General features: G+C 43.9%; 20 protein-coding genes and 1 pseudogene. 13 read left to right on the plus strand and 8 right to left on the minus strand.

Features of this window, described 5'->3' with window-relative positions; genetic code table 11:
• Positions 1-2: 2 nt before the first annotated feature.
• The 7 genes from L6442_RS00225 to L6442_RS00250 all read left to right on the plus strand — a co-directional run bounded on the left by L6442_RS00225 (position 3) and on the right by L6442_RS00250 (position 4349).
• The gene (locus L6442_RS00225) at positions 3-1106 is read left to right on the plus strand and encodes a siphovirus ReqiPepy6 Gp37-like family protein (protein ID WP_212979455.1); all 1104 of its coding nucleotides are present in this window, start codon (positions 3-5) and stop codon (positions 1104-1106) included.
• A 3-nt stretch (positions 1107-1109) separates the two neighbouring features.
• The gene (locus L6442_RS00230; protein ID WP_212979454.1) at positions 1110-2333 is read left to right on the plus strand and encodes a hypothetical protein; all 1224 of its coding nucleotides are present in this window, start codon (positions 1110-1112) and stop codon (positions 2331-2333) included.
• A gap of 12 nt (positions 2334-2345) precedes the next feature.
• Entirely contained in the window at positions 2346-2780 is a 435-nt protein-coding gene (locus tag L6442_RS00235; protein ID WP_212979453.1) for a hypothetical protein, read from the plus strand.
• Positions 2781-2827: 47 nt separating this feature from the next.
• Complete coding sequence (locus tag L6442_RS32770; protein WP_272880311.1) at positions 2828-2956, plus strand: hypothetical protein; 129 nt, start codon at positions 2828-2830, stop codon at positions 2954-2956.
• An 85-nt stretch (positions 2957-3041) separates the two neighbouring features.
• Complete coding sequence (locus L6442_RS00240) at positions 3042-3290, plus strand: hemolysin XhlA family protein (protein WP_212979452.1); 249 nt, start codon at positions 3042-3044, stop codon at positions 3288-3290.
• Positions 3291-3307: 17 nt separating this feature from the next.
• The gene (locus L6442_RS00245) at positions 3308-3580 is read left to right on the plus strand and encodes a phage holin family protein (protein WP_212979451.1); all 273 of its coding nucleotides are present in this window, start codon (positions 3308-3310) and stop codon (positions 3578-3580) included.
• On the plus strand, positions 3573-4349 hold the full coding sequence (locus tag L6442_RS00250; protein WP_212979450.1) for a glucosaminidase domain-containing protein: 777 nt from the start codon (positions 3573-3575) through the stop codon (positions 4347-4349). Before L6442_RS00245 ends, L6442_RS00250 begins: the two co-directional genes overlap by 8 nt.
• An 88-nt stretch (positions 4350-4437) precedes the next feature.
• On the opposite strand, the gene L6442_RS00255 is transcribed toward L6442_RS00250, so the two are convergent.
• From L6442_RS00255 to L6442_RS32775, 4 genes are all read right to left on the minus strand, one after another.
• A complete protein-coding gene (locus L6442_RS00255) occupies positions 4438-5019 on the minus strand; it encodes a hypothetical protein (RefSeq protein ID WP_212979449.1) in 582 nt (193 codons plus the stop codon).
• Between the two features lie 443 nt (positions 5020-5462).
• A complete protein-coding gene (locus L6442_RS00260; protein WP_237100160.1) occupies positions 5463-5666 on the minus strand; it encodes a hypothetical protein in 204 nt (67 codons plus the stop codon).
• A gap of 186 nt (positions 5667-5852) precedes the next feature.
• Positions 5853-6092: a hypothetical protein gene (locus L6442_RS00265; protein ID WP_212979448.1), complete on the minus strand. Its 240-nt coding sequence runs from the start codon at positions 6090-6092 to the stop codon at positions 5853-5855.
• A gap of 101 nt (positions 6093-6193) precedes the next feature.
• Entirely contained in the window at positions 6194-6322 is a 129-nt protein-coding gene (locus tag L6442_RS32775) for a hypothetical protein (protein WP_272880312.1), read from the minus strand.
• A 143-nt stretch (positions 6323-6465) separates the two neighbouring features.
• On the opposite strand from L6442_RS32775, the gene L6442_RS00270 reads away from it, so the two are divergent.
• Complete coding sequence (locus L6442_RS00270) at positions 6466-6690, plus strand: helix-turn-helix domain-containing protein (RefSeq protein ID WP_212979447.1); 225 nt, start codon at positions 6466-6468, stop codon at positions 6688-6690.
• 149 nt (positions 6691-6839) lie between these two features.
• Positions 6840-6950: pseudogene (locus tag L6442_RS00275) on the plus strand (23S rRNA (pseudouridine(1915)-N(3))-methyltransferase RlmH); the annotation flags it as partial.
• 13 nt (positions 6951-6963) lie between these two features.
• On the opposite strand, the gene L6442_RS00280 reads toward L6442_RS00275, so the two are convergent.
• Positions 6964-7269 (minus strand): hypothetical protein, encoded by a 306-nt coding sequence (locus L6442_RS00280; protein ID WP_212979446.1) that lies wholly within the window; start codon positions 7267-7269, stop codon positions 6964-6966.
• Between the two features lie 149 nt (positions 7270-7418).
• Here L6442_RS00280 and L6442_RS00285 point away from each other — a divergent pair, with 149 nt between their 5' ends.
• On the plus strand, positions 7419-8420 hold the full coding sequence (locus L6442_RS00285; RefSeq protein ID WP_212979445.1) for a serine hydrolase domain-containing protein: 1002 nt from the start codon (positions 7419-7421) through the stop codon (positions 8418-8420).
• A 211-nt stretch (positions 8421-8631) separates the two neighbouring features.
• On the opposite strand, the gene L6442_RS00290 is transcribed toward L6442_RS00285, so the two are convergent.
• Both L6442_RS00290 and L6442_RS00295 read right to left on the minus strand, forming a co-directional pair.
• Complete coding sequence (locus tag L6442_RS00290) at positions 8632-11208, minus strand: FtsX-like permease family protein (protein ID WP_212979444.1); 2577 nt, start codon at positions 11206-11208, stop codon at positions 8632-8634.
• On the minus strand, positions 11205-11960 hold the full coding sequence (locus L6442_RS00295; protein WP_212979443.1) for an ABC transporter ATP-binding protein: 756 nt from the start codon (positions 11958-11960) through the stop codon (positions 11205-11207). The genes L6442_RS00290 and L6442_RS00295 overlap by 4 nt, the downstream gene beginning before the upstream one ends.
• A 190-nt stretch (positions 11961-12150) precedes the next feature.
• Here L6442_RS00295 and L6442_RS00300 point away from each other — a divergent pair, with 190 nt between their 5' ends.
• From L6442_RS00300 to L6442_RS00310, 3 genes are all read left to right on the plus strand, one after another.
• Positions 12151-12864: a response regulator transcription factor gene (locus L6442_RS00300; protein ID WP_306436693.1), complete on the plus strand. Its 714-nt coding sequence runs from the start codon at positions 12151-12153 to the stop codon at positions 12862-12864.
• A complete protein-coding gene (locus L6442_RS00305) occupies positions 12854-14269 on the plus strand; it encodes a sensor histidine kinase (protein WP_212979442.1) in 1416 nt (471 codons plus the stop codon). Before L6442_RS00300 ends, L6442_RS00305 begins: the two co-directional genes overlap by 11 nt.
• Before the next feature lie 147 nt (positions 14270-14416).
• Positions 14417-15298, plus strand: a complete 882-nt coding sequence (locus L6442_RS00310) for an AraC family transcriptional regulator (RefSeq protein WP_212979441.1) — start codon at positions 14417-14419, stop codon at positions 15296-15298.
• A gap of 1152 nt (positions 15299-16450) precedes the next feature.
• Here the strand turns inward: L6442_RS00310 and L6442_RS00315 are convergent.
• Positions 16451-17947: a monooxygenase gene (locus L6442_RS00315; protein ID WP_212979440.1), complete on the minus strand. Its 1497-nt coding sequence runs from the start codon at positions 17945-17947 to the stop codon at positions 16451-16453.
• Between the last annotated feature and the right edge of the window lie 23 nt (positions 17948-17970).

A 17970-nucleotide genomic window follows, 5' to 3' on the forward strand; every position in this document is an offset into this window, starting at 1 on the left:
ACATGGCAGCGCCATCTGTACGGATACTGGACACTAAATTCAATTTGTATGGTGAAATTGATAACTATGAAAGCCTTCAGTATGTCCGCCGCTTTTACCGTACTGGAGAGTTTGAGATGCACATCCAGATCGGCAAACAGCATACAGACCAATTGTTATATAACCGTGTTGTTATGGTGGGCAACCAACCTCACAAGGCGGGAATCATCCGCTATAGGCAGGTCACTGAGGATGAAAAGGGGATTGAAACTCTCATCGTAAAAGGTCCGACCTTAGGAGGGATACTCGATCAGCGGGTAACGTTGACCAACAACTACGATCGGATAAAAGGGCCAGCAGAGAAGGTAATCAAGCATTATGTAGATAACCATCTTGTAAACGGTACTTACGCGACAGGCATTTATGCAGCGCGTCAGGTGCCGTTTCTTACTGTTGCCGCTGATTTAGGGCGAGGCAAGGAAACACCATGGCAGACCAGGTTTGAGCAGCTTGACGCGGTTGTGCAAGAGGTAGCCGAATTTTGCGATATTGGCTGGCATGTGGTCTTGGATATCCAGCGCAAAAAGTGGGTGTTTGATGTTCTGCCGGGTCGGGACCTGACAACAAAGCAGCGGACACACCCGCCGGTCATATTTTCGCATGACTTTGACAATGTACAATCTCAGGACTATGTGGATGACTGGCTACAATACAAAAACATAGGGTACGCCGGCGGCAAGGGGATGGACGAGGATCGACTAATCCAAATGGTCGGGGCCGGAACTGGGTTTGATCGCAGGGAGACTTTCTTGGACTGCTCATCTGCCAAAGATGCTGATGAGTTGGTAAGCATGGGGGAACAGGCTCTTGCCCAGCACAAGAGGATACAAACGTTTAACGGCCTAATCCTTAGCACCGGCAGCTTTGTATACGGAAAGGACTGGGACTTGGGTGACTGTGTAACGCTCCAAAATAAACGCTGGGGCCTGACCATGGACAGCCGGATTATCGAGATTAAGGAAATATACGAGCCCGCATCAAAGTTGGAAATAGCACTTGGTGATGAAATCCCAACAATAACACAGTATGTTAAGCAACTCAAAGCCAATGTAAAAAGGAGTGACTAAGCAATGCCAGAAAAATCAGGATTTTTTGATGACGCCCCCGACGATCCTCGGGAATACCCGGCCCGCGATTTTGCGGAGTATTTTGGCAGAATAATATCTAATGGCGTTTTTAATGGCGGCAAATATCTCAATGTTTCTGCATCCGGAAGCGACGCAAATGTATCTTTGAGTACCGGAGCGGCATGGATCAATGGATACGCCTATTCGGTGTACGATACTCCTCTGACGTTGCCGATTGCCCCGGCCACGACACAAGATCGGATTGATCGGATTGTATTGCGACTAGACACATCATCGCAGGTCCGTAGGATTCGAGCAACAGTTATACAGGGGACGCCAGCGACCAACCCATCACCGCCTAATTTAACACGCTCCGGCTCAGTGTACGATATTTCTTTGGCTCAGGTCCGTGTCGCCGCGAATACTTCAATAGTGAAACCCGGAAACATAAAGGATGAACGCCTTGACCAAAATGTCTGTGGGCTGGTTAACTCTCTTGTCGCAGTGGATACTTCAGAGTTTCAAAAAAAATGGGACGAGTTTATTAAAAGCGTTGAAGATCAAGGATTTGCAACTCCATCGTTTGTCAATCAACGTGTCGCAACAGGTGATTTCAGCGTAGCAACTAACTCAGGCAATGCCTACTCGGCTACATTTAATCCAGCGCCTACTGCGCTTGTTGCGGGGCGGAGATTTACCATATTGGTAAATGCAGATAGCACCGGAGCGCCAACGTTCAACCCTAACAACTTAGGAGCAAAACCTGTTCTGAAACCTAATCAGAACCCCGGAATCTTTAAAAAGAACGGGATATATACCCTGGTGTACGATGGCAAAGGAAATTTTATCTTACAGGGTGAAGGGGGGGATATCCAGGTTGTAAAAGGAACAATTGGTGCCGATTTGTCGGGTACAATTGCTAATTTGCCATTTAAACCAGCTATGCTATTAATTCAGATGAATGTATACCTAAACGAGATGATTGGATGGGAAAAGAATGGTGATGGTATTTATGCCCGTTCAGATGCTTATGGTCATATATTCGCCTTTAAGGCATCGGAAAATGATGCAGTTGTATCAGGAAGTCTCATCAATACAATAGAAAAAGAATTAAGATTCAGAAAAGAGGTCAGCCTTAAATCAGTTAATTTTGGTGTGAATTTTATAAATTACACATTTTCTGACGGTATTTATGGTCAACATGATTATTACGTATTAGGGACATAGGGAGGGTTGGCAATGCGAGAAATAAAACCGCTAGGCAGGAGATTCTTCTGGGTTAAGATTACCGGAAATATCGTAGCTCAGCGCGGCGAGATGAGCGCTGGTATTGAATCTACGAAAGAAGAGGATTTTGCTGTGTATCAGTTGTTGCAAGGTCTGGACCCGGATGCAATCGAGATGACAACCTTCGAACCAGGTCAATACGCCGATGACTTTGCAAAGGCGAAGGGATGGTGTTTTGATCCGGAAACGAAGCAAATTCAGTTTTTATACCCTGATCCCGACGATCCGGACAATCCGGTACCAGTGCCACAACCGCCGCTGACAGAGCAGGTCAAGAAGCTGCAGGAGGAAAACACGTTGCTTAAAGCGCAGAACTCTGCTCTTTCTGACCGTGCTGACTTCATAGAGGACTGCATGGCTGAAATGGCTCAGAAAATATACCAATGATTCGCCGCTTTCTTTATTGGCTTCTCTGGAAAGGAGGTGATGGTGACATGATGGCGATGTTTTTTGCTCAAAGAGTGATCTTGAATAAAACCAAATTCGTTGAGGTCCCTGTAACTCTGCAACCAGGAGTTAAGGATATTTTGGATGAAAGTGGCCTGGGATTCCTAGCCGAATAAAACAGACAACGCCGCATAGGCGTTTTTTTATGCCCTCGGAGCCGATCCGGGGGCATTACTTTTTTGGATTCAAGGGGTGAATGGGATGGATGGGGTACAGACTGAAATGCTTCAGCGGATAACGAGGGTTGAAACGAAAGTAGATAACATGGACGAAAAGCTGGACCGGGCTATTGCTGCAAATGAAACGGCCGTGGAGGCTTTGCAGTCTGCTAAATCGGCGCATCACAGGCTCGACAAAATCGAAGATAATCAGAAATGGCTCTGGCGTACATTCGCCGGGGCTATTCTTTTGGCAATCGCCGGGTTTATCATCTCCGGCGGACTTAAATAAGAAGGGCGGAATCATACATGAATTGGGATACAATTTACGGACTTATTGATGTTAGGCTGCTGGTGGTTGTCGCGTTGTGCTGGGTGATCGGATACATCCTCAAGAGTACACCTAAAGTGCCGGACTGGACGATTGTATACGTCGTGACGGTCGTCGCGGTCTTTGTGACTGTATGGATGATCGGTTTTGGGCCAGAGGCGCTTATTCAAGGCGTGCTAGCTGGTGCATTTGCCGTGTACGGGAACCAGCTTGTAAAACAGGTTAAAAAGGCGGGCGATAGTAATGACTAAAAAGGAGTTTATCACCAAGATAGCGCCGCATGCTGCCAAAGACATGCAGGAAACAAATGTGGCCGCATCCCTTACCATTGCCCAGGCTGCGCTTGAGTCAGCTTGGGGCGGCAGCGGTCTGACCGTTAAGGCCAATAACTTGTTTGGCATTAAAGGCAAGGGTCCTGCAGGTAGCTGCACAATGCCCACTACCGAATATGTAAAGGGTAAGCCAGTCAAGGTAAATGCAGCCTTCCGAGCATATCACAATTGGGGAGAGTCGATCAATGACCACTCTAAACTGATCATGGACGGTGTGAGCTGGGACCGTAATAAATATAAAGGTGTAATCGGCAAGCGTGGAGCAGATGCCGCCCGAGCAATAGCGGAAGCCGGCTATGCGACTGACCCAAAATATGCGCAAAAATTGATTGCTCTGATGAACGAATACAACCTATACCAATATGACGAACCAGGAACAGTAAGGGATAAGCCTGCAAGCGGAAATACCGGAGAGGCGGCAACTGTTGAGATAGATGGAAAACAAATCTGTTCTGGCATCTTTATCAATGGGCTTGTTTCGGCCCCGGTTCGGAAGGTTGCGGAAGCGCTCGGAGCAAATGTTGGGTGGGATGGAAAACGTGCTACCGTCAATGGTAAACTGATTATCGGCAGTGAGCTTAATGGTGATACAGCTTTTGCGCCGGTTAGAGAAGTAGCAGAAGCAGCGGGCGGAAAAGTCATTGACTGGATCGGGAAGGAATGTAAGGTAATTATTCAAAAAGGGTAAATTTCTAAACGCATGGAAAAACGAAGACCCTGCCAGCACAAAGCCAGCGGGGTCATATCTTAATTTGATTATGTACTTTCATATACCTTTATTTCTTAGAAACAAATTCGACAGGAACCCAACCAGCTCCATCAGAAGAGCTTATTTTCACCGTTGCGAAGCCTCTATCAACTACATTTACTTCTGTATTCTTTTCAAGGATAAAAATTCTACCCGATAATAACATTTCGGTTAGTCCGTTATCATTTTTAGCGTTAATGTAATCTAGCATAAGATCAAGGTCCTTTTTTGTAAGTGCAACATATGATTTCACATTTAAGTACCCTCGATCTCCCGTTTGTACAGATGCTTGTTTTGGTCTAGAATCTGAACTACCCTTGGTTCCATTGCTGGAACAAAAAGATACACCAATAATAAGTGCTATCAATATCAAAGCTGCACACCCGATAGCTGTAGGGTTTGTTTTATTTTGTTTTGATGGTTTGTTTGATGTTGATGCTGGTATTGGTGTTTCTTCTGCATTACTTTTTCCAAGCATACTCCCACAATGTTTACATTTAATAGCTTCATCCTGAATCTCTTCAGCACAAAACGGACATTTCTTCATTCGGCAGTCACCATCCACCATCCATATATTTGTAAGATTATCTAAAATCAGTCTAACAAACATAGGAATATATATCCATAGGATAATAAATAGGATAAGGAATAATTTCCTGACCTCTAAATAAGTAGAATATCAATATTTACAAATTATCCAATATTAAGTATAATATTGGTAACGCATGCGGACGCGCCGCTGTGCAATCCGATGGCATCGGTACAAAAAAGGCTCATCTTACAATCATGTGGGATGTGCCTTTTTGGTGTTTACGGACTACTGGACCCAATAAAAAAAAGACCGCCATGCGGTCATAATATGGTTTAATATAGCTGATCATTTGGGATGAAGAACCACGTACAAAATGCACCAGTAACAATCAGTGAATATATAGCAGTGCGCAAGTCTCTTTTGTCACTGCCTTTGAAATATTTGTAAAACTTATAGAATGACAGAGGGGCAAATAATGATACAAATATTACGGCTGGATTCAACAAACGGCAACCACCCCTTTACTTAAACAGTTTTTTAATCAGTTTGAAAATATCAAATGTAGTCCGGTTATACACTTTGTTGTATGCTGCTTTCTTCGGTTTTCTGAGCCATCCGTAACCGCGTGGCATCTTGATCCCAGCACGATGTACAAGTTGTCTCTTGATGCTTGTACGGGCCGCTATTCGTTTTTTAATACTTGGTTTACGCATTCCGAACTTCATCGCAATACGCATCCTTGGTTTAATATTCCACGTTCGTTTATTATATCCTTTTACATGCTCTGATTGTTATTTGCGTTTCAATACTCTTACTAAAGCAATAACGGACAAAACCAGTGCTGCAATACTAATGGTCAAAGTTAATGTTTCCACGTTTCATTCCTCCTTAGAGGGGCCGAAGCCCCTTGTTTAATCCATTGGGTTAGACCGATGATATGCAGCTTCATACATCCGTTCGATTGCCCCCGCCTCATCAAAGGCATAGTCGTAATCATGCGATGGGTCCGGGACGAGATCGTAAGGTTTGGATTCGTCAAAGTTCCAATCACCTTCGTAAACATCTGTAAATCTTTCCCGCGCTTCTCCACCTTCTTCATCCAGCGGTTTAAAAAATCCGATTGAAACCCGTTGATGTTTAACCATTTTCATCTCTCGTCCCTCGCGCGTAAGGCCGCCGCCATATTGTATATGTCAAACCGTTTATGTTAAGATTGGGAGGAGGGAGCCTCTAACTCCCTCCGTGGAACCTTTTAACGTTTGCGCCGGAAGCGTCGTTTGGGGGTTCCTTTTTTGTTTTCCTCACGTTTTGTCTTCTTAAGTATCATGATTGCTGTTGCACATTGGATGATTGCCGTGAGGAGCGTTACCCAATCTTTCATATTCATCTCCTTTCCGGAAGCATTAATTTCACTTCCTGTATATAATATATCATAAGTGATACATAGAAGCAATAGTTTTATTTGCCCTTTGGAATATTTTTTTGTATTATAGATATATAAAGTATCACAAAGGAGATATGAGTATGGGGTTTTCATACAAACCGCTTTGGTTATTGTTGGTTGATAAGGGTTTATCAAAAACGGAGTTCAGAGAAGCACTGGGGATCGGGACAAATCAATTGGCTAAGATGGGGAAGGGTGAATACATTTCAATGGAGACATTGGATAAAATATGTTCCCATTTCGGAGTACAACCTAATGATATTATTGAACACGTACCAAACGACAAAGAGACCGCCGAGGCATAGGTTGATCGGGCAAGTCCTTCGCCGGTTATTCACTGGCGGAGCCTTTATATTGGGGACGAATTGGGGACAAAAGCTACTTTTGGCCACAAATATTCACTAATATTGACTTACAATTTATAAAGAAAAACCCTTATAAAATAAGGGTTTTTGCATTTTTACTACTTTCTAATTTCCCTTTTTATCAGCTGATGCGGCTGGTGCTTACCGAGCAGATTTATCGCGCGGTGAAGATCAATCGGGGGGAACCGTACCATAAGTGACGGCGAAAAATTCTCATGTATTCATTGTTCCACCTCCTCGTCGTGCGCTCCGGCCTGAGTGAAATTCGACGTACTCGGGGTGGCTCCCTAGAATCCCACCATCCTCAGGGTTCAGCCCTACGTTGCTTAAGTTACGGACGTTGTCTCCCGTTTCAAGAACGACGATGTAACCGTGGCTTCCCAAACAAAACTCGCTCTCAATCTCGTCTTCAAGCTCATCCCTCAGTTGGAACAAGTAGCCCTGATCAAGGAGTGCCGCTGGAAGTGCCCCAACCCGGCGCAGAATGACAAGGTCCTGCTGTCTCTTGATGATCCTCATTCATACATCCCTCCTAAAAATGAAAATGACCCCTCGAAAAAGGGGTCTTGGTACTGGGTCAAAAATATGATATATGTCCGAAAATTTACTTAATACGCTTTGGTATTAAGTGCAAAGATTAAGGTGCAAATGGGGAGAGGTGGATAGATATGGATTTAGGAGTAGCAATTAAAGAAAACATATTTGAAAGCCTTAATCAATACGTATTTGAAACAATGAATGTGATTTCCGCATCGGCTGCAGCTGTGTTGATTATTCAAAACGACATTATCGTTAACGAATGGTACTGTGGCTATCATGACAACACAGAAAATAGCCGAAAAATTGATGAAAGGTCACAATTTAATATTGGATCGATCCGAAAGACATATTTAGGATTAGCTATAAGTCTTGCTCTTTTTGAAGGAAGGATTAAAAGTCTCAACGATTTTGTTTCTGATTATCTTGATGATCTGGACGAAGAAATAATAACGGGCACAACCATTCGTCATCTGTTAACACATACACACGGTTTATATAGCCCTTCGAGGAGAATGTTCCCAGCAGGGACTGACTGGAAATATAATAACGCTGGCGTCAACTTGCTAATCAGGATTGTTCAAAAAGCATTTGGTCGCCCCCTTGCTGCGGTTATTGAAGAGAAGGTTCTAGCGCCGTATGGCCTCTCAGAAACTGGTTGGAGAAAGGAAAATAGAGAAAACCTCGTCTGGGTTAACGAAACCTACGCGGGAGAACAAGGGGGAGAAGCGAACCTTTTTGTTAGTACACGAGAATTGGGGCTTTGGGGATATTTACATCTAACTAAAGGGTACTTTCAAGGGAAACAAATACTGCCCGAATCAATCTTCGAAGAGGTAGTGAAAATCATTACTCCAACGACGCTTGATGAAACATTGCCGCGCAATGGATTCTTTTGGTGGGTACAGGATAGATCTCGCAATATGTCAGAACTAGGGGGACAACTTCCAAAGGGGTCTTTCCAATCCCTTGGCATATTTGGGAATGCTGTATTAGTTATACCTGAATTTAATGCAGTGGCGGTACGAATGTTGAATCAAACCGAGCGAAATCCAGCAGGTTATGATTATTTAAGAGACATCCAAACCTTTGGAAATATAGTTTCGAAATGTATCTTATCACAAAAAAACTGACAGGTTTTCATTCACTATTCTAAGGAACGGGGCTATCCTTCAAAAGGATGGCCTTAAAACTTACCCTTACAGATAGCGCGAAGAACCGTATCACAAGAAACGGCAACCCTGTAATCCATAGTGTAACTCGACAATACATCACTGCCCAAAAGTTAAACCCCGCCGCGCTGAACTAAGCTCAGCTGCGACGGGCTAGATGTAGATGCTTGCATTAATCCGCTCGTAAAGTTTGCATCAATTTCAACTTTGCCAGCCATAGAGAAGGCGATAAAGCTGCCAATATACCGATGATTGGACTTGCACATAATCCGATAACAATAAGCGATAGAGGGAAGATATAATACTCCGCTTCTAAAGCGGCCAAAATTTGATAGCCTAAACCAACTCCGGAAATAATACCGATTACCCCGCCGGATATCGTAATGATCATTCCTTCGAATAGAGCTAAACGTATGACTTGTTTTCTTCTGCTGCCAATGGCTCTTAATACAGCGAATTCACGTTTGCGCTCTTGCAGGCTGCTGGCCATGCTGTTCATCAACCCGATGATGGCGATGCATGTCATTAAGACGACGACAATGAGAAGGATCAGCATACGTTGAGTTGCTTCCGTCCTTAATTGTTCAAGTTCTTTGGTCTTATCGTATAGCATGGTGGTGGAGAAACGTGGATCCTTTAAAAGGGTCTCAACCTGATTTTGAATGGTTTCCGTTTGATCTTTTAGGGTGATATTGTACTGAATTTGCTGAAGCTTGTTTATGCCAAAATATTTTTCCAAATTAGAAGCATCCGTATAAATCTTAAACTCTTCTGTAGGCAAAATAGGGATGTTCTCGATAACGCCGACGACTTTAAAGGAATGACCTTTAGCTCCTTTTTGCACATCATCAAATCTCCCGATTTGAATTGTATCTCCCAGCTTATATCCAATATCCTTGACTTCTTTGGTTATGACGACTCCGTTATCCCGCAAAGCGTTTTGGCTAATTGTGCCTTCCAATACCTTGATTGGCTTAAAACGATTGGCTGTCTCCATATCGATTGCGCCCAGACTGATTTGTGCTTGCTTATGCCCATTGATTTGATGAAATTGACCATTCCAATTCTTTGCAGCATATTCTTGGTTTAAGTTTAACGTAAGACCAAACAAGGACGTTGGAACTGCGATGGATTCAACTCCATGAATTTGCTGCAATTGTTCAGCAAGCTCTGCTGGATATCCCGGTTCCAGCGAGGATTCACTAGACCGGATTGTATAATCGGTAAGGTGCTCGTTCCGAATGGATTCTTCTGCTTGAACAACAACAGAATGAAATAACATCGATCCGGTGAATCCTACGGAAAGGGCTAATACCAAGATGCTTGTAATTTGAATGCTTCGTTTCAATTGCCTAAGAACATTTTTCCCCGAAATATATCCTTCCGAACCTAGGAATGGTTGTGTAATAAAAGAAAATAGTTTGGCCGTACTAAGTATAACGATAGGAATGTTCAGAAACATCGAAATTAAAAACATGATTCCTGCGAACAAATATGTCCGACTTGATCCGTGGAAGTAAAAGTAATTCAAGCAAGTGATGAAGCTCGATACAACAAAAAGGATTAACCCTGCTGCTGTAATGAAGGGATTTATACGCTCTAATGGTTCAGCGCTTTGGCGATAAGCTGCAATAGGCGGCAGTTTGGTTGCACTGTATGCAGGGATAAGACCGGCCAAAACGGTTAACAACACCCCGATCACAGCACTCGTCATCACTTGATTCCACGGGACTACGACCTCAGAAATCTGTACCTGCATCAGTTGCTCCACAAACTCTTTGGATAGCGATGCAGCTTGTACTCCGATTAGGGTGCTTGCGACCCCAGCAAGAATACCGATGATTAGCGATTCAAATAAAATGAGGATAAAGAGATGCGATTTTTGCGCCCCTAATAGCCTTAAGGTTGCAAGGTCCCTTTGGCGTTCTTGTACCGCCATTTGCAAAGTGCTGATAACAATCAATATACTTCCGATTAACGATCCAATGGTCAGAATTTGAATGAAAGGCTTTAAACCTCCGATGTTTTCCTTTGCTTTAACCATCTCTTGACGTGCGTCAATAAAAATATCCGAAAACCGATCCTTTAATTCATATGTAATTTCAGTTATTTCGGAGGGATCGGACAGCTTCAGCATAGCTACCGTAGCTTTATTTTCGTTTGAGGTTACTTGACTTAACCAGTCGTAATTGAATAAGGCATAATAGTCCAGCTTTTCGCTTTGATTGAATGTGCCTGATATTTTTACTTGTTTTGTACCGTTAGGGGGAAATGGTAAATCAATGATCGATCCGATATTCAACCCGTTCGATTTCAAGTAGCTTTGGGATAATACGACTTCATTTTCTTTAGGGAACGCTCCTTCTCCGATGTGGTGGAACGGAAGTTCTTTGGATAGCGAATCATTTTTCAACCCGACATATACCGGCATATCCAGAAGTTCCGATTGAGACTTATCTTTTACTAGATAAGGGTATAACAACGAACTGCTTTGGATGACTCCGGGAATATTGTTAATGAATGCAAGGTCCTCTTGCGCTAAATACTGTTTATTCGTTTGATAACCGACTAACATATCGAAATTTCCGTACTTTTGTCTCACAGTTGCTTCATTCGATTTTTCTACCGTGAACAATAGAATCTGTGAAATAATCAGCATCATGATACCCAAAGAAATGCCTAAGACCGAAAAGAAGCTTCGCCCTTTTTTTAACTTAAAAAACTTCCATGCTATACCTAATAAGTTCATGCTGTAATCCCCTCAATACGATTCGTTATTTCGATGATGATCTGTCTACGATCCAGATGTCTGTCCTTCAGAATGAGCTCATTGACCAATTGGCCGTCTTCCATAAAAACGATACGATGCGCATAGGAGGCTACATTGGCATCATGCGTGACCATAATCATCGAGTGGTTGAGGTTGTCGCAGAAATATCGCAAAATCTCAAGGATATCTTTACTGGTTTTGGAATCCAGACTGCCCGTTGGTTCGTCCGCAAGGATAATTTTGGGCTCTGTCATTAACGCTCTTGCAATCGCTACACGCTGCTGCTGCCCGCCGGACATATTTGCGGGGCGAGTACCCGCTAAATGCCCAATCCCGACCAAATCCAATAATTTTTTTGCTTTCTTTTTCGCTTTTGTCTGATCTTTTCTGGAGAGAAGTACCGGCAGCGATACGTTTTCTTCTGCGGTTAATACAGGAATCAGGTTAAAGAATTGAAAAATAAACCCTATATTTTCGGAGCGTATCTTCGTTAATTCAGCATCACTGGCTGCTGCAAGATTATGGCCGGCAATCCAAACTTCTCCCTTGGTTGGTTTGTCCAAACCGGACAATACATTTAACAAGGTTGATTTGCCTGAACCGCTGGCTCCCATAATAGCTACAAATTCACCTTTCTTGACCCCGACATCAATATTTCTCAAAGCGTAAAACCGTTGATCGCCTGAACCGTAAGTTTTTTCTATCGACTTTGCTTCTAGCATGAGTGTCATTCTGTTATTCCTCCTTATCTAAGCTACTGCTATTGTATAGGGGAGAACTAAATGAATCGTCATGCAAATATCAATCAAATATCAATCCTATAACAAACCTTTATCAATGAATTCAAAAAAGCATTTTTTTGAATTGTCATTAATGGTGCAGAGGTTATTTTCCCTTTAAGAGCTCGGAAAGGAAGCAGAGATGATGGCGGAAACTATTTTGATTGCAGATGATGAAATTGAGATTGTTGATTTGTTGAGAGATTTCTTAGAGATCGACGGATATCAGGTGCTTACGGCTTATAACGGAAAAGAAGCGTTGGAAATCGTGAAAGCTGAAGAAGTGGATTGTATTCTACTGGATATCATGATGCCTTACATGGACGGATTTACGGTATGTAGAGAGTTACGCAAAATAAGCGATGTCCCAGTCTTGTTTCTAAGTGCGAAGCAAGAGGATGTTGATAAAATTAGAGGCTTGAACCTTGGTGCAGATGATTATATTGTCAAATCGGCTACGCCTGGGGAAATTGTTGCTAGAATCAAGGCGGTGCACAGGAGAGTCAAAGCCCATCATACGAAGGAGAGGCACGAGAATAACCATATCATGGAATTTGGAGGACTGAGGATCGATACTAGAGCCCGTGAAGTATGGAAGGACGATAGACTGATTACATTGACCTTCAAGGAGTATGATCTGCTCACGTTCCTTGCTGCGCATCCCAAGCAAGTATTCACCCATGATCAGTTGATCAGTAAAGTGTGGGGAGACGACTATGGTGATTCCCATTCCGTTAGAGTGTTTGTAGCAAGAATCCGGGATAAAATCGAAGATTGTCCGGCACGCCCGCAGTGGATTCATACAGTTTGGGGAATTGGCTACAAGTTCGAAAGGGCATCTAGACATGAAGAGTAAACCTTCCATCCGGCAATGGTTAATTATTATTTTGCTGTTATTAACCTGCATTCCGTTTCTAGGCACCAAGCTTGCGGCTCATCTATATCATCAATACGCTCAGCCCACACAGACACAGGATCCCGCCTTACATGGCAGCATAAATGATCAGGATTGGATCGAAAAGGCGGTTCTTACGAAACCGGAACTGTGGAATGATAAGGAATGGGGGAGTAAAATTGAAGCGGATTTAGCGAACAAAGGGATCGCACTTATTTTACTCGATTCCAAGCATCAACCGGTATTTACGAATGCAAAAATATCTGACGAAGCCATTGTTCATGAGAAAGAGAGTTATCGTATCCAAATATCCAAATCAGCTTTTGAACAACAAGACATTCGTCGAGACGGAAAGTATGTGGGTACAGCTTTGATTCGATATCGTCCTCCTCATGCAGCGGGTGTTTCAAATGATCCCAAGATGATGTCTATTGAGGAGTGGGGAGGAATTATCGTTTGGATTTCTTTATTTTTGCTTGTTTTGTTAGGCTGCGCTATCATTACCAATCGGACGATTTTGAGGCCTCTTCATTTGTTGGAACAGGCCGCGTTATTATTTTCGCGCAAGCAGTTCACAGCTAAATTGCCGTCTTCGCCGGTGAAAGAAATCAATGAAGTCGCGAATGGGTTCCAATTTATGCAGCAGGAGCTGCAAAAGCTATCCGTATCCCAAACTCAGATGGAAGAAGACCGCAAAATGTTTATCGCGTCCATTGTGCATGACCTACGCACGCCTATATTTTCGATACGTGGTTACTTGGAAGGATTGGAACGGGGAGTAGCTCAAACACCGGACAAACAGAAAAAATATATTGAGATTTGTAAACAGAAAGCGGAGTTGTTGGAAGAGTTGGTTTTTAATTTATTTCAATATGTCAAACTTGACTTTTTAGGCATAAAACCAACATTTCAGAACGTTGAAATCGAGGGTCTGATTCAAACTGTAATGGACGGTTATGCGCTTGATTTTGGTAAGAAAGATATTGCTTCTACATTAGATATATCTGACCGCCCTATTATGGTGCAAGGGAGCAGCTTTTTATTGACGAGAGCGATAGATAATCTCATAAGTAATGCATTAAGGCATACCCCGAATAAAGGCTCTGTTACAATCGTTTTAAAAAAGAATGTAGACGAAATCACCATTACGATTCAAGACAGCGGAGAAGGCATTCCGGAAGATGTATTGCCTCATATATTCAAACCGTTATATCGCGGGGAGCACTCCCGTAATCGTAAAACAGGAGGAGCGGGTCTTGGATTAACGATAGCCAGGCAGATTTTCGTCTTGCACGGTGGCGATCTGACGGCTGCGAATGGTCCTGAAGGCGGTGCCGTATTCGTTGGGCGAATTCCGATTCGTTAATTTTACTGCGGCGGATTTTTCGCCCATAGAGCCGATATAGTGAGCCGTATCATAAGTGACGGCGAAACTTAGACAAATTAAAGCACTCCCAAACAGGAAGATACTCAAGGCTTTGTCTACACTGAGTGAGGAAGGAGATGAGAGTAAATGGAGGCGCTTAAGTTGCTTCGGCAAGCGATAGACTACGTGGAGGAACATCTAAACTCGCCTATCGAGATTGAAGATATCGCAAAAGCTGCAATGTCGTCCCGATATCATTTTCAGCGCATGTTCCATTCATTGACGGGCTTCACCGTTACGGAGTATGTGCGGAACAGAAGGCTAACGCTTGCAGCGGAAGACCTTGCAGCGACAGACTTTAAAATCATCGATATTGCATTAAAGTATGCTTATGAGAGCCCGGAAGCGTTCACCAAAGCCTTTCAGCGGTTGCATGGGGTGACACCGCTGGCAGCGAAGAAAGGAAATGTGAAGCTAAAGGCGTTCCCTCGTCTCTCCTTTCAAATTCAGATTAAAGGGGAAACCGAAATGAACTATCGCATTACAGAGGAAAAGGCTTTAACGGTGGTTGGAAAGGATTTTATCATTCTGAAAGATGCTTACAAAGAAGTACCTGGGTTCGTCGAGGACATTTGGAAGAACGGCACACATGACCAGATTAACATGGTAGTAGGAAAACCAGCAGGGACTTTGTTGTACGGTTATTACTTTGATTTTAACGAGGATGGAACGAAACGTTATATGATGGGTGCCGAACTGCAGGAAGATAGTGGGGCACTAGAGGGACTTACTGTTCTACACGTACCTAACCAAACTTATGCCGTATTTGACAGCAGGGAATCTATTCCAGATGACGTAGAAATAGGTTTGGAAATTCAGAATGTGTGGAAACGTATATACTCTGAATGGTTTCCATCTTCAAACTTCGAACAAGTGGAAGGGCCTTGTATAGAAAAATACTACTGGGCTGATAATACACAAACAGATAGTATATGTGAGGTGTGGATTCCAGTTAGGAAAAAGGAATAAATTCAACTAGATAGCGATGCTAAAGTTTTGCGTTAGTTTCAGGGCTTTCCCGAAAATGAGGAAAGCCCCTTCTGTCGTTTTGTCAGCGGAAGGGGCTGCGCTTAAAAAATGCTTCCGTTCTCCTCGCTGAAGGTCAGCTCGACGCTGCCGACACGCTTCCTGTTGTCTAGTGTAATTCTCATCATAACCAATTTGGGAATCGCCCGCTGTCCTATCCCGTATCGTCAAGAAGCTCTCCTTCGCCCTCATGACCTATCCGCACCAACTAATGCGGTGGTGCTGGCGAAGCAGGCTTACCGGGCGGTGAAGATCAATCGGGGGAATAGTGCCATAAGTGACGGCGAAAAATTCTCATGTATTCATTGTTCCACCTCCTCGTCGTGCATCCGGCCTGAGTGAAATTCGACGTACTCGGGACCTCACTATTTATGTAAATAGTTATTTTTAAAAAAAGCCTAAGTATGTTTACGGTATGGATGGCTTTGAACTATTCCTATCTTTTTCGCCGATAGACCCGTTAAGCTGAACCGTATCATAAATAGTGGTAAAGCGGAGGGTTGAAATTATGGTTGAAGCGAAATTACTATACAACGTAAGATTCTAAGGTTGAGGAGTGAGGCGGAATGCTTCCCGACGATGCCGTCCGGCTTTTTCTTCAGGGTTCATGGGACCGAAGACAGCTTGATCGATTCGCTCGGCCTCTTTGCGCTCGGACTTCCGGATATTTTAATACATTGGATCCGAACGACGTGTCACGGCATGCATTCAATGCCGCAGCCTACTAGTTTGAAGCGGATGTTCCGGTGAGCGACGGCGAGATGATCGCCGGCTTGCTGGACGGGGAGATGGCGCCGGACGTGCATTGGCCTTGCCGGTTCGAAATGGCGCTGGTTTCCCGATTCAGCCGACTGAACCGTCATCTTTTACTAACATTCCTGCAATAGGATACGGCACGAAAATGAGCTGGCGGTACGTTTCCACTAGAGCGTGTATTCAAAACTAAGATAGCCATAACGTAGAGGGAATTAGGGAATCAAGTTTTATCCCAACCTGAGGACAAGAACTTGATTCCATTGACGTAAAGGACAGTGCTTGTTCAATCATCTACAGACCTTGCCTTAGCTGTGTAAGGGGGAGGCGGTTACACAATTACTAATCCGTAGTGTTTCCGCACCAGCGAGTGATTCCTTCATTTATTGTTTGCATTGGATTCGGATCTGATTGAGAAATCGCCCAGGCAATATGTCCATCCGGCCGAATAAGTGCCGTGTGGACGTCGTTCCAATCCGCGTCTGCCTCAGCCAAAGATGCATGTACAACTTGAAGGTTGCTATACGTTTCCCATTGACCGCTATTCTGTTCATTAGAATGCAAATGCAACAGAAGAAAAGTACCTTTGTGCAGGAGCTGATAGGAGTTAATCAATTGCCCGTCTTTCAGCTTTAAGCTGAGATCCTTGAATCGTTTCCCGTTTAAAGGATGGGAAGGCGCTTCGGCGTCGGGAGCATAATGTACATCAATTGCGGAAATTTGCGCAGCGATCTGATAATTAGCCTCCGGTATTTGAATCAGATTAGCCAGCATGCTTCGCAGTTCCGTGATGGGAGGAGTCACGTCCAGAAGCAGGGTTTGGACCTCGGTATTCCGGAGCAAGGCCGTATTCCATGGGAAACGTTCGGTATGATAACTGTCTAATAGCCAGTCCGGAGCCCAGCCTTTGATTGCTCCTGCAAGCTTCCAGCCTAAGTTCATCGCTTCTTGTAAGCCGACGTTCATTCCCTGTCCACCAGCCGGAAAATGAATGTGCGCCGAATCTCCCGCCAAAAACAATCGACCATTCCGATAGCGTCCCGCTTGCCGCGTCGCATTTCCGAAACGGGACATCCATTTCACATCGTTCAATCCCAGGTCGCTTCCGGTCGTACGGATGATCGATGAACGAAACTCTTCCAATGTAACGGGCTCATCCTTAGAGATGTTACGTCTCTCCATATCGATAATTAAGACCCGATACATATGATCATTGATCGGCATGATGCTGACCAAACCTTTTTCTGTAATCCGGGATATGACACTCATAGGAGCCAAATCAGATAGAACGGCATCCCCCAGAATAGCCGTGAAGGTCGCGTCTGTACCTTCAAATGATATATTTGCATGTTTGCGAACCAAACTTCTGGCTCCGTCCGTACCTACCACATAAGCAGATCTTAACGTTGTTTCTCCATTAGGTCCGGCGATCTTAACGTCGACCCCATCCTCATCCTGATGCACAGATAGAGCCTCAACCTCTCTCCAGACCTCTGCGCCAAGGTTAAGAGCCCATTCCTCCAGCACCTTCTCCGTCTCACTCTGCGGTAAAAAGAGAGTGTGATTGGAGGAAGAGTCCAACGCCGAGAAATCCAAAGGAGTTTCTAATCCGGCAAAATGCCCTCTCGAAAGTAAGCGGCCTTTACTGATTAATTTTGATTTCACTCCACGCATATCCAATATTTCAAGGGTTCGTGGATGTACTGTAAGCGCACGTGAATATGGAGTTGTCTCTTTTAATCGCTCAATGACGCAGACCTTTACACCGGCTAATGCCAATTCTCCAGCCAACATCATGCCGACAGGTCCGCCACCGATAAGGATGACTTCATATTTCATATCAATAACCTCTTTTCTTAAAC

Origin of the sequence: Paenibacillus azoreducens (assembly GCF_021654775.1) — a bacterium.
Lineage (GTDB): Bacteria > Bacillota > Bacilli > Paenibacillales > Paenibacillaceae > Paenibacillus_AQ > Paenibacillus_AQ azoreducens.